The sequence below is a fragment of the Pseudomonas viciae genome (genome assembly GCF_004786035.1).
Lineage (GTDB): Bacteria > Pseudomonadota > Gammaproteobacteria > Pseudomonadales > Pseudomonadaceae > Aquipseudomonas > Aquipseudomonas viciae.
Genome location: NZ_CP035088.1, coordinates 322,191 through 334,778, shown reverse-complemented (window position 1 = coordinate 334,778; position 12,588 = coordinate 322,191). Strand labels below are relative to the sequence as shown.

At 59.5% G+C, this 12,588-nt stretch carries 12 protein-coding genes; 1 reads left to right on the top strand and 11 read right to left on the bottom strand.

Annotated features, from left to right (window positions below; genetic code table 11):
* Positions 1-157 precede the first annotated feature (157 nt).
* Positions 158-835 carry an RES family NAD+ phosphorylase gene (locus tag EPZ47_RS01480; RefSeq protein ID WP_135843212.1) on the bottom strand — a complete coding sequence of 226 codons (678 nt, stop codon included), beginning with the start codon at positions 833-835 and terminating at the stop codon, positions 158-160.
* Positions 835-1,245 carry an MbcA/ParS/Xre antitoxin family protein gene (locus tag EPZ47_RS01475; protein ID WP_135843211.1) on the bottom strand — a complete coding sequence of 137 codons (411 nt, stop codon included), beginning with the start codon at positions 1,243-1,245 and terminating at the stop codon, positions 835-837. Before EPZ47_RS01475 ends, EPZ47_RS01480 begins: the two co-directional genes overlap by 1 nt.
* 693 nt (positions 1,246-1,938) lie before the next feature.
* Between EPZ47_RS01475 and EPZ47_RS01470 the strand changes: the two genes are divergently transcribed.
* Positions 1,939-2,865 carry a LysR family transcriptional regulator gene (locus EPZ47_RS01470; protein WP_135843210.1) on the top strand — a complete coding sequence of 309 codons (927 nt, stop codon included), beginning with the start codon at positions 1,939-1,941 and terminating at the stop codon, positions 2,863-2,865.
* Here EPZ47_RS01470 and EPZ47_RS01465 read toward each other — a convergent pair.
* The 9 genes from EPZ47_RS01465 to EPZ47_RS01425 all read right to left on the bottom strand — a co-directional run bounded on the left by EPZ47_RS01465 (position 2,782) and on the right by EPZ47_RS01425 (position 12,318).
* Entirely contained in the window at positions 2,782-3,099 is a 318-nt protein-coding gene (locus tag EPZ47_RS01465) for an AzlD domain-containing protein (RefSeq protein ID WP_135843209.1), read from the bottom strand. The two genes, EPZ47_RS01470 and EPZ47_RS01465, sit on opposite strands and share 84 nt — an antisense overlap.
* Complete coding sequence (locus EPZ47_RS01460; protein WP_135843208.1) at positions 3,078-3,791, bottom strand: AzlC family ABC transporter permease; 714 nt, start codon at positions 3,789-3,791, stop codon at positions 3,078-3,080. Before EPZ47_RS01460 ends, EPZ47_RS01465 begins: the two co-directional genes overlap by 22 nt.
* The gene (locus EPZ47_RS01455) at positions 3,788-4,225 is read right to left on the bottom strand and encodes a GNAT family N-acetyltransferase (protein WP_178084231.1); all 438 of its coding nucleotides are present in this window, start codon (positions 4,223-4,225) and stop codon (positions 3,788-3,790) included. The genes EPZ47_RS01460 and EPZ47_RS01455 overlap by 4 nt, the downstream gene beginning before the upstream one ends.
* Positions 4,226-4,238: 13 nt before the next feature.
* Complete coding sequence (locus EPZ47_RS01450; RefSeq protein WP_135843207.1) at positions 4,239-4,985, bottom strand: 2OG-Fe dioxygenase family protein; 747 nt, start codon at positions 4,983-4,985, stop codon at positions 4,239-4,241.
* Positions 4,986-5,220: 235 nt separating this feature from the next.
* The gene (locus EPZ47_RS01445; protein ID WP_135843206.1) at positions 5,221-6,507 is read right to left on the bottom strand and encodes an OprD family porin; all 1,287 of its coding nucleotides are present in this window, start codon (positions 6,505-6,507) and stop codon (positions 5,221-5,223) included.
* 238 nt (positions 6,508-6,745) lie between these two features.
* On the bottom strand, positions 6,746-7,417 hold the full coding sequence (locus EPZ47_RS01440) for a DsbA family protein (protein ID WP_135843205.1): 672 nt from the start codon (positions 7,415-7,417) through the stop codon (positions 6,746-6,748).
* Positions 7,418-7,640: 223 nt separating this feature from the next.
* The gene (locus EPZ47_RS01435; RefSeq protein WP_109751950.1) at positions 7,641-7,841 is read right to left on the bottom strand and encodes a hypothetical protein; all 201 of its coding nucleotides are present in this window, start codon (positions 7,839-7,841) and stop codon (positions 7,641-7,643) included.
* A gap of 243 nt (positions 7,842-8,084) precedes the next feature.
* A complete protein-coding gene (gene aguA / locus EPZ47_RS01430) occupies positions 8,085-9,191 on the bottom strand; it encodes an agmatine deiminase (protein WP_135843204.1) in 1,107 nt (368 codons plus the stop codon).
* A 214-nt stretch (positions 9,192-9,405) separates the two neighbouring features.
* Entirely contained in the window at positions 9,406-12,318 is a 2,913-nt protein-coding gene (locus tag EPZ47_RS01425) for an aminotransferase (protein ID WP_135843203.1), read from the bottom strand.
* Between the last annotated feature and the right edge of the window lie 270 nt (positions 12,319-12,588).

Sequence of the window (12,588 nt, the reverse complement as noted above, 5' to 3'; positions counted from 1 at the left end):
GGATTTAGCGAAACGTCGCACCGCCCCGCAGGGCTGCTTAGCAGCTCCTTTTTATGAGTGCTGCGCACTCAAGCGGGAGCAAGATCCCTCGCCACGGATTGATTCACGCCTCTAGATAGGTCGCGTTGCCGATTCCGTCAGGTTTTTATATTCCAGCTCACACCTGGCTCACCTCAAACACAAACGAAATCTCCCGTTTCTGCGCACTCCAGACGTACCGAATATGCTTGCCCTGCACCGGAATCGACACCGCTGGCGGGCGGAACGCGGCGACGCATTCGTGGCCGGGCAGGCGGACGCTGTTGTAGAGCAGCCCCCAGGACAGGGTTTCGCGCAGTTGTCGGGCGAACACCTGGGACGGGCCATAGGCGGCGGGGTCCGGGTCGTGGAGATGGGGGTAGTCGTGGCGGATGTCGTGCAGGGGCTTGATGACCTTGTTGACGTAGGTGCGCATGGTCAATTCCAGGTCCGGCTCGTTGGTTGCCCCGAGAAATCGGGCCTGGTGGTAGCAGGTTTCGGCGATGGCCGCTTCCTGGCTGCTCGCGGCGTAGTAGACGCCGAAGGTGCCATCGCTGAAGCGGCTGCTTTTGCCGATGTGGGTAAACGCCGCCATCACGGGTGAGGAGCCGGGTCCGGAAACACGGTCTTCGGGACGCACCCGGGTCAATACGCCGGCCTCGGCCATGAGCCGGTCATTGGTCAACGCCTCCAGGGCATAAGCGATGGGCAGGTCTTCGGGGTCGAGCACGTCTTCAAACAGCGCAATGGGTGGGAAGCTGCTGTTGACGATCCGATAGGCCCGTTTCCATTGCGGGTCCGCCAGTGGTGGCGTCATCAACCGCGCACTCCATCGAGGTAGCGCCGCACGTCGGCAATGTCCACCACCCGTCCGGCCAACATGTAGGCCAACGCTGACTGGCCGTTGAACGGCGCTGCGGTGTTGGGGCTGCTGACCCATTGATGAACGCGGTCCCGGCTGTTGCTGAAGATGATACTCAGCGCCTTGTGAATGCCCATGAGGTAGGAAATACGCTCGAGGGTGTCACGGGGCAGCTTTACGTTTTCCGGTAGTTGTTTGTATTTGTAGAAAGTCGTGTTGCCTATCTTGCCCAGCAACGTGCGCTGCTGCTCGACGCTGCAGCCCCACAACGCCATGAGGTTGAAGAAAAACTTTAGCGCGACTCGACCCGCGTCCGGGGAATCCAACTGTTGCTGGGCGTTGAGGGTGATGGAGGAAGTAGCCATGGGTTTAGGCTCCTTTGCTACGGGTGATACTGAGAGAGTAGTACATATATGGATATAAATTAAGTTTTAATTCGCAAACGAACAAAGAAGATCAGATTGAAATTTCTGAGCCCTCTCCTGTTACATTTCAGGCCTGAAGGAAATCCAAGCACCGGTTGACATAAACCTCACCCATGCCAGAAATCGGCCTCAAGAGCCGGCGCGACTGCTGACGCGACAGTGATATATCAAATATCCGGCAAACCAAGTTCTTTCCAACGGGTTTGACCAGTCGCCTCCTTCGTCCCAGGAAAACTCATGCAAGTGACCTTTAGCACCCACTTGCAGGTTGCGTAGACGCCGGCAATTGCCTTCATCTAACCGATCCAGACGTGGCGATGCCTATCTAATGGAAGCGCCACATTTCGGCTGTTCGAACAACTCGGGTATATCAGGCGGGGCCTTTTTCTCCCTGGGAAATACCTGACAAGGTTGCAGGCAAAGCCCATCACGACGCGAATTACACAGTCCCATACACGCCAAACCGGCAAAAACCCAAAATCCCAAATAAGCTCCAACCATCGCCTCCCGGAGCTTTTCGGCACAAAATCGCGACAAGCGGCGCAAGGTGCATGATGATAGCCCGCATGCACTGCCTGACCCGGGCCAGGTGCAAAACTATAGCGAGCCCACTTAAGCAGAGGGCATTACCTCATGGATAGCAGAACCCTACGCAACCTCATGCGTATCGTGCAGACCGGCTCGTTGTCGGCGGCAGCCGAACATTCGTGTCTCACGGTGCAAGCATTGGCAGCGCAGTTGAACAAGGTCGAAGAGCAGTTCGGTTTCCGGTTGTTCCGGCGCTCCAACAAAGGTCTGACGTTGACGAGCCAAGGCTCGGAACTGACCCCTTTCATGGATCAGGTGCTGGTTGCCACCCGGCAACTGGAGGAAAAGGTCGCGACGCTCAAAGCGCCCCGGCAGAGCACGCTTAAAGTGGCGCTCAATACCACCCTGCCAGCGGAGTTCAACCGACGAATGATCGATCGGTTGATCGCGGTGTTCCCCCAGTATCAGTTGGAGTTCAGTTACGCCGAGTCGATGGAGAACCTGAGCAAGCTCAAGAATGAAGCCTTTGATTTGGCGATCCTGATCGGGCACCAGCAGAGCGGTTTTTCCAGCATCACCATGCCAGATGTGCAGGTGCGGGTGGTGGGCGCCCATTGTGGCGACGAGGACGACTCCCTGGGTTTGCTCGGTGACAAGTTTCAGGTGCGTCCGGCAGAAGAATGTCCGTATTCCCACAGCTTTCTTCGATTTCTCGATGCAGGCCTGGGCGAATACGGGTCGAGCCAGCGGATGGTGTATTCCTGCAGTGAAACGCTGACGTTGTCGCTGATCACCCAGCTCGATGGCCTGGGGCTGGTATCTCGGGAGGCGGCACTGCGCAATGGCTTGGCCATTTTCCCGGACTTCGAGGACTTCCTTGAGGTCCGCCTGGCGGTAAACAATCCGGAGTTGTCCGGCCAGGCGCTGCACGATGTGGTGGACCTGACGCTACAGGAACGAACCGAGCGCGATGTACGACGCCGTGCCCAGCGCCACACTGAGAAACAGGTTACGGCTGAAATACGCACATAACAGTGTCGGAATCGCGGCATAGAATTCCGGGCGATCCAACTGTATCTGCTGATCCTTGATCAACAACGGGGTCAGGCTGATGGCAGCGACGATCGCCACCGGCAGGTATTCCAGGGCGCGAGCGACGAAAGGCGGCCAGTGTTCAGTGTTGATCTGCAACGGCAAGGCACGCGGCAGGAAAGTCACGGCCATCATCAGCACGACGACCAGGATCAGGAACGTTTGGTCAGGCATACGCCCACCCCGCAGCCAACGAATGTGGCGATGAAGACATTGAACGGCGAACTGCCCAGCAGGCTCAGTCCGCCCATGCAGACGACAGCCGCCAGGGCTGCGATCAGCTTGTTACGGGTATCGCACAGCGAAACCAGCACGTAGAGCATCATTGCGGTCAGGGCGTAATCGAGCTGGTATTTGATCAGGTGCGCGGCGTATTGCGCGCATACGGCGCCCAACAGGCCGCCGAGTACCCAGGAGGTGTGGCAAAACAGGTTGAAGCCGATCAGGTAGCGCACGCTCACTGGCGCCCCGCTGCCCAGCTTGACGCTGTGGAAGGCGAACGACTCATCCGTGAGCCCCGCCGCGTAGCACCAGCGCTCGAAACGACTGAGCCCTAGCGCTCGCAAGGCCTTGGCCATATAGACCGACATCAGCATGTGCCGCGCATTGATCAAGAACGTGGTGAGCACGATGGTGGTCAGCGAGGCGCCGCTGGAAATCAACGCCAACGCCGCGAATTGCGAAGCGCCCGCGTAGACGAACAGGCACATCGCCACGGGCAACCACAGGGGCAGCCCCGCGTTGACCGCCATCAGACCGAACACAAACGAAACCGTGAAATAACCCGCCACCACCGGACTGGCTTCAGCAAAGGTACGCGAGGCTTGTGGTTCGACCGCCAGCGGCTGGCTGGAAGTCTTGTTCATAAATCCCTCTCGAAAGTGATCTCACCCCGGGGCTCACAGAACCCCTGGGCAGCCCAAAAGCGCTTGCCGGCCAGATTAGCATCGTCGACGAACAGGAACATGCGCAGCACGCCCACCCGTTTCATGTCGGCCGAGGCCGCCTCCACCAGGCGCTGGCCCAGGCCTCGGGTGCGATGCTCCGGACTGACGGCCAGGTGATTGATCGTACCGCGGGTGCCCAGCATGCCCCCGATCACCGCACCGACCACCTCGCCACTGGCATCGACAGCCAGATAGGCGGTGGTGGTGTCCTGCAACAATACGCCCCGCAAAAATCGGGCATCCTGCCACTCGCAGAATGACACTTCGTCGAATCCGCGAAAAAAATGCTCCAACCGCTCCGCATCCCTGACCTGGGCCCGACGCAACAGAACCTGCTGCGCAGAGTCGTCCATGGGTTCGAGCCGTTCAGCGAACAATGTCGAAAGCGGTCCCGGGCCGCGAGAAGGAAATGGCCAGGATCTGCCGGTACGCCATTTCACGGCTGTGGGTGTTGCGAGCCGGGGTGACGTAATGGCGCATGTCGCGATCAAGGAAGAACGTGGTGTCGAGGATGTCTTCGTAGGTAACAGCCGCCAGTTGCTCTTCCTGGGCAGTGTACAAACGGCTTTCTGCACCCGTCACATTATGACGACCCCAGAAGTGCACGCCGCTGAACGGATACCCGTCGCAATGGATTCCTTCAGGGGTGATTTCCAGCTGCTTGCCCGGCTTGATCTCGATGCGGATCTGATGGATCTGGCACTGCCAGATTGCATCGTGCAGTTCCTGTGGCAGGACGTTCTTGTACACCTCGAAGTCCGTATCGATCAGGCTGCGCATCACCGGCGAGTTGATCACTTCGTTGGAAAAATCCTGGAAGTGCCGCTCCAATCCGCCAACATAGCTGTTGTTGGCCTTGGATTGCACATAGGCGCGGTGCTCAAGCTGCTTGAGCTCACGGGTCGTGGGGTTGTATTCGAAGTCGCTGTAGCGGCGAAAACGCATGCCTGACTCGGCCTGGCCGTAGTAGCTGTCGGGCTCCATGTTTTCCCAGCTTTTGGTCAGCCGGACAAAATCGCCGAAATGACCGTAGAGGTTGAAGTCTCCACCGCGAACGTTGACGTATTTGTCACGTCTTAGCGCTTCGCCCACTTCCCTGTTCAGAACGATCATTTTTCATAGGTCTCCGCTACGTTGAGCGGCCTAATCTAGTAGGTGCAGGATTTACGTCCATGAGAAAGATTTTGAAGCATTTCAAGCCCAGCTTGAAACGATGGGTGAAATGCAATTAGTACGACTTTTACTCGGGAAAACAGGCATTTTTTGCGATATTTATGGCGTCAAAAGGCAAAAAACCCCCGAGTTGGCGTCGGGGGTTTTCATCAGGCGCTTGTCACACCATCAGACATCAGAAGACGTTGATCGGGTAATCCACGAACACCCGAAGCTCATTGCCACTGACGTTGTACTCGCTGGACTTTTGCGACACACGCAACACGGAGCTGCGCAACCGTACGCTCAGGTCCTTGGCCGGGCCGTTCTGGACCACGTACTTGAACTGGTTGAAGATCTCGCGCTCGGTGCCACCTTCGCTGGTGGACGTGGTGATGTTATCGCCACGCACGTAAGCGACGTTATAGGTCAGGCCCGGGACGCCGAAGGTAGTGAAATCCAGGCCATAACCCAACTGCCAGCTGCGTTCGTCTTCAGCGTTGAAGTCGGACCAGTAGGAGTTGGCCAGGTAGATCGTGTTACCGCCGTCGCCCACACGATTCTGCTCGCGTTGATAACCGCCGTAGGCGTAGCCCAGGTTGCTGTCGCCGGTGCTGCGCTGGTGGGCGAGGGTGAAGCTGTGCGGTCCTGTGGCGAAGGTCGCAGCCAGGCTCCAGATCTTGTTGTCGTCACCGGTGACGTTGTTTTCGCGAACGTAGCTGTTGTCCAGCTTGGTGCGATAACCGTTGAAGTCCAGGGTCAGGGACTGATCCTTGGCCAGCGGGAACACATAGTTGGCGTTCACGTATTGCTTCTTCAACACGTCTTCGACGTCCGAGGCGTAGAGCGAAGCCTTGAACTGCTCGGTGAACTGATAGCTGCCGCCCAATACGTTGATCGACTTCAGGCCACCGCTGTCACGGCCTTCGGCGCTCTTGCGCGATTCGGCGGTGAAACGGCCGGCATTCAGTTCCAGGCCCTTGATCTCTTTAGAGGTGATCAGCGTGCCGGTGTAGCTTTCCGGCAGCAGGCGCGAGTTGTCATAGCTCAGCACCGGCAGGGCCGGCATCTGGTCGCCGTAGGCCAGCACGGTATTGGAGACACGGAACTTGACCGCTGCGCCAAACCTGGACAGGTCATCGGCCGCACTGCCGCTGTCGCCTTGCTTGAAGAAGTCGATGCCGCCCGCACCGCTGCGCCCCTTGCCGCCATCCAGACGCAAGGCGTACAGGCCGAACGCATCCACACCCACACCCACGGTGCCTTGGGTGAAACCGGACGAGAACGTACCGATAGCCGCCTGGCCCCATTCGGCCTTGTCCTGGTTGCCGTCTTTGTAGTCGCGATTCATGTAAGCGTTGCGTAACAGCACTTTCAGGCTGCTGTCTTCAACGAACCCCTTGGACTCAGCCTGGTCGTTGGCCATGGCGTGTGTCGTGCTCAAAATCCCCAGTGCGATCAAACCAATGCGCTTGTTCAACATGTTTATTTTCCTTATACGGGTTGATACGCACTGCGACTGGCAGCCGAAATGGCGCTTTTGCGCTCTTTTTCGGACTCTTGCTCCTGAAATAATGAAAAGGCCCGCCCACGAGTGATCGTGTCGGGCCTTTTTATTATTTAAGAGTCATGGCTGTTAGCCACAGGCGTGGGACGAATCCTAGTCGCGCCCTCAACAGCGTGTCAATTTCGTGAATCGTCTGTAATTAGGCGAAAAACATCTAAGAATCGCAGCCGTCCAGACCGCAGGCCATCGCCGGGGTAGAGGCCTGCACCGGCATGGCTTGATTTAACCAATCGGCAAATGCCTCGGGTTTACCGAGCCAGGGACCGATGTCGATCAGCGTGAACCGACCGTCCTGCGCCAAGGCAAACGTCGGGAAGCCCTGGCCACCGACCTGGGTCAGCAAGGCCCGACTGGCCTTGATATGCCCTTGCACATCAGTTGCATTGAACGCCGCCAGGAACGCCTGGGCTTGCAGACCGATGGATTGAGCCAGCTCCAGGAGCACGATTTCGTCAGCAATGCGTCGGCCTTCGACGTAGTGTGCGGTTTGCAGGCGTCCCAACAGTTCCAGGCCGCGGCCAGCGAGCTGCTCGGCAGCGAGGATGGCTGCGGTCGGCGGCGCCGAATCGAACACCGCGCTGTCGTCGCGCAACAAGCCTTCGAAATAGGCCTCGCCAAACGGCTGTCCGGTGTATTCGGCGATGCGTCGGTCGTGGGGCATCACGTAACTGCGCAACTGCGGCGAGACCTGCTGGCGATTGGCACCGGTCATCATGCCGCCGCCATGGGCGATCACCGGCAGCACCGCCCGGGCGGCCTGCACCAACGGTTTGGCGCCGTAGCACCAGCCGCATAGCGGGTCATAGATGTAATGAAGGGTGGTCATGGCAACTCTCCGCTGGCCGTGAGGATTCGATGGCAGGGTAGCCTCGGGAGTCCTGCGGAAAAACGCCGGAATGGCGTTCAGTTTGTTTCGTGGATCGGTCGAATGCCTCTCTTGGGTGGACACTGCCCGCTCTCACAGGGAATCGCATCAATCCACAGATCCTTCAGGCACAAAAAAAAAGCGCTGCCATCCCGGCCAGCGCTTTTTATCAATCCGTCGAATTCTATCCTTGCATCACATCCCACAACGCTTCCAGCTCCGCCTCGCTGAACAGGCCAGCGGGGTAGCGCTCCACGATCACCCGACGCGGATCAGGTTCTCTGATCTGACGCGTTCCGTTGGACTTCAACCACTGCGCCAAGGCTTGCAGCGACTCACCATTAACGGCCAAGGGATGGCATGTGCGCTCGCTTATCATATTCATTCCAGCGCCCTCTCCTGGTTGATGAGCGGCCAATTTATCCAAGGTTTATGACAAAACAACTCAGTTCCGCTCCCAAGAACTGTTCGGATGCAGATACAAGAGCTATGCCAATGTATCGGCACCGCCAAGAAACAGGCACAAAAAACCCGCGCGCCCAATCGGGCCGCGGGCTTACCAGGATGGATCCAAAAACGCCGACCTAGAGCCGGCGCAATCGATATCAGCAAGCTGTTACATCGCCACTCATTTTGTCCGCGGCGCGGGTTGCTGTTGGGTAAGGCAATGGATATTCCCACCACCGAGTAACAGTTCGCGGCCCGGCACCATGACCACTTCGTGCTGCGGGAATAGCTGTTGCAGGATCTCCCTGGCCGGGACGTCCAGCGGGTCGTCAAAACTCGGTGCGATGATGCCGCCGTTGACGATCAGGAAGTTCACGTAAGAACCGGCCAGCCGCACGCTCGGATTGCGCTCCTGGGAACCCTCCACGGCATCCACCCCCGCACATTCCTCTTCGGTGGCATACAGCGGCCCTGGAATCGGCATCTTGTGCACTGTGAACGGGCGTCCCTTGGCGTCGGTGCTGTTTTTCAGCACGTTCATCGCGGCGTGGCAGCGAGCGTAGTTCGGGTCCTGCGGGTCGTCGGTCCAGGCAAGCAATACTTCGCCAGGCCGCACGTAGCAGCAGAAGTTATCCACATGACCGTCGGTTTCGTCATTGAACAGGCCGTCCGGCAACCAGATGATCTTGTCCACCGCCAACTGCGCGCTGAGTATCGCCTCGATGTCCTCGCGACTGATATGCGGGTTGCGATTGCGGTTGAGCAGGCATTCTTCGGTGGTGATCAGGGTGCCTTCGCCATCGACATGGATCGAACCGCCCTCGAGCACAAAACCCTCGGTGCGATAACGCGGGCTGCGCTCGATCTCAAGGATCTTGCTGGCCACTTGCGAATCACGGTTCCACGGCGCATACAGGCCACCGTCGAAACCGCCCCAGGCGTTGAAGTCCCAGTCGACACCGCGCACTTCGCCGTTGTCATTGATGACGAAGGTCGGGCCAGTATCGCGGACCCAGGCGTCGTCGCTGGACATCTCCACCAGGCGGATATTCGGCACGTCGAGGCGTGCCCGGGCGTTTTCGTACTGGGCCGCGGACACCGCCACGGTCACTGGCTCAAAACGGGCAATGGCCTTGGCCACCGCGACGTGGGCGGCCTGCGCGGGCTTGCCGCCCAGGCGCCAGTTATCCGGGCGCTCGGGCCAGATCATCCAGACTTGGGTCTGGGTCGCCCACTCGGCAGGCATGTGGAAACCGTCCGCACGGGGAGTGCTGCGCAACGTTGTCATGAATCAGGACTCCAGTGAGCGATACAAAAGGGTAACGGCACGCGAGGAGGAGCGCGTCGTGCAATGTCGACTTTATAAGCGATAAAAATCGGCTTTTAAAGTATAAAAAACTCATCGCCATGAAAAAATAGCGAAAAATACCGACAAAAATCGAATTGTGTTTATTGAATCTGTGGGAGCGAGCTTGCTCGCTCCCACAGGGGCAAGACCCGCCTTAAAGCCCCTCGTCCAACACCTTCGCCAACATGTCCACAAAGAAATCCACACTCTGACGCGTGGTGACCATCGGCGGCTTGATCTTGAGGATGTTCAGGTAATCGCCAGTCGGTTGCATGAAGATACCCAGCTCCCGTAGGCGATTGCACAGCGCCGTGGTTTCTTCGGTGGCCGGCTCCAGGGTTTCGCGGTTACGGATCAATTCCACGCCCAGGTAGAACCCGGAACCATGCACCGCACCGACCAATGGATATTGGTCAATCAAGGCTTGCAGTCGTGCCTTGAAATGCGCACCCACCACTTGGGCGTTTTCCCAGAGCCGTTCTTCTTCCATGACATCCAGCACGGCCATGCCGATCCGGCAACTGACCGGGCTGCCACCGGCCGACGAGAAGAAATAACCCTCGGCTTCCAGCGCCTCGGCGATTTCCCGGCGGGTAATGACCACGCCCAGCGGCTGGCCGTTGCCCATGCCCTTGGCCATGGTGATGATGTCCGGCACCACGCCCTGTTCCTCAAAGCCCCAGAAGAACTCGCCCATGCGCCCATAACCGACCTGCACTTCGTCGGCGATGCAGACCCCACCGCGCTCGCGTACCAGCGCGTAGACCTGCTTCAAATACCCTGGCGGCAGCGCAATCCCGCCGGCATTGCCATACACCGGCTCGCAGATGAAGCCAGCGAGTTGGCGCTTGTTTTGCGCGATCTTCGCCAGGTTGTGTTCGACGCTGCGCACATAATCCGGCGCGCTATCGGGCCCGCGGAATTCACCACGATAGGTGTTTGGCGCGGTCACCGGATGCACCCAATCCGGGCGGCTGCTCAGGGCCTGGGGGTTGTCGGCGATAGACGTCGATACCGCATCGGCCGCCACCGACCAGCCGTGATAGGCCTCCAGCACACTGAGCATGTCCCGGCCACCGCTGTAGGCCCAGGCCAGGCGGATCGCCAGGTCGTTGGCCTCGGTGCCGCTGTTGACCAGAAACACCCGATCCATGTTGGAGGGCGCCAGCGACAGCAGGCGTTCGGAGAACTCGGCGATCGCGGCATAGTGAAAACGTGAGTTGGTGTTGAGCAGTGACCACTGCCGGGCCGCCACTGCCGCCATGCGCGGATGGCCGTGCCCCAACACCGCGACATTGTTGAGCATGTCCAGATACGAACGGCCCTGCATGTCGATCAAGTGGTTGCGCCAGCCGCGCTCAATACGTGGTGGGTCGACGTAATAGTGCTTCTGCGAGCGGGCAAAGCTCGCATCGCGGCGGGCCAGCAACGCCTCGGGATCGATTTCCGGCTCGGCATCGCACGCCAGCCCCAGCAGCACCGCCGGCGAAGGGCAAAGTGCCTGCCAGGCCGTGGCCCGGGATGGCGTACAGAACAGCGGTGGATTCACCTGGGCGCCCCGGCACAACTGCACCCGCAACGGCCCCGTCACTTCACCCAGCACCTGTCCCTTGACCAGCGCTGCCCCTGAATGCAACGGCGACGTCACGCCCCACAACCGCACGCTCAACTGGGCGCTGTCCAGTTGCAGCATGCCGTCGGCGCTCTTATGCACGAGCCCGGCGAACGGCGACTCTAGCGGCGTGCCCTGAGGGACATGCAGCTCCACGTGCAATGGATAGGTATCGGGCTCAACGGCGCTGTCCGGTCGGGTGCGAGACAACCGGTACTGCCCGTAACGGCTGGCAGCCAGCCCATGAACGGCGGCGGCTTCGCTCAGCAAACGCTGGTCGATCCCCGGCTGCTCCCAGTTACCGGCCTCGAAATGCACGCTCAACACACCCAGGTCAATCAAGGCGAACTCACGCCCCACCAAGGTCGGCAACAATGGCACGAAGCCTTCGCTGGCAATGGTCGGCAGGCTATGGTCGACAGCGCAGAGAATCGCCGCTTCCATCAATTCCAGAGGCACCGAGTGAGCGACCCGGAAAATTTCCCACTCATGCTCCAGATTGTCGCGACTGTACTGGTTGTCCGGGTCGATAGAGACCTGCTGTTCGCCGCTGAGCACCAGGACGGCGGCACGCGCCACGATCAGCGGCCACAGCGCCAACAGTTCTTCGCGCTGCAACGGGTTGACCGCGTGATAGGCCTTGATCGCCGGCAAAATAAAGAACGGATCGCCGTCGGCGTGGTGCAGCAGGGCCGCGCAGGTCACCGACAGATCGGTGACGCGCCACGTACGGACCAGGTCGCCGAAATCGATGACGCCCTGCAACTGCCACTGGCGCAGGGCATCGCGCTGCCAGACCACGTTGTCATCGGTGATATCCATGTGAATCGCCTGCACCGGCAGGCTGGCCTTGAGCGGCTGCAAACGCCGCTCGGCCTGTTGCGCGACCTCAGCGATCAGATTGCGCCGTTGATCATCCTGGATCACCGGCAGCAGATGGCCGATCAGCGTATTGGCGTGGCGAGCGTCCCACTGCAGCGTGCGTTCCAGGCCTGGATGTTCGAACGTCGCCAGGGCCAGGTCGATTTCCGCGCACAAACGCCCCAGCCCAGTCACCAACTCAGGCCCCAGGTGTTTGAGTTGGGTGAGGGATTGGCCGTCGATGTACTCCAGCAACCGGACATGGACCGCTTGCCCATCGACCTCCAGGGTCAACAGGTCCTGGCCGTTATTGGCAGCCATCACCCGCGGCGCTCTCACTGTGCTGTGCTCGGCCAATTGCTTGAGGGCAGCGTGTTGGGCCTGGAGCTCATGGACGGCGTAGTCGCCATGGCAGATTTTCAGCACAAACCGTCCACGCTCGCTGTCGACGCGGTAGTTGAGGTCCTGCTGGCTGCCAAGGGGTCGCAGGTCACCGCTGAGTCCATAATTGGAGCGCAACAGCACCAACGCCTGCTCGGCGCTGACCTGTGGGCTTGGCAAACTGGCACGGTGAACCAACGTGGCGAACGGCATACAACGACCCCTAGGGTGGTTTTATCGGATGTCTATCTCGCCACTGACTTGAGGGATAAGCAACCCCTCTCTATTGAGACGTGGGCGGGGGCGCACTCTTTACAGGCTGACAGCGCGCTGTTGTGGCGAAGGCGTTTGCTCTCGCTCGGTTGTGCAGCAACCGCCAAGACCAGTCTGCTTTGCGGCCCAGCGGGAGCAGGCTCCCTCGCCACAGGGGGATGTCCATACTCATGGACGCCGCCCGAAATATCCTGCTTGCACCACCCCCGA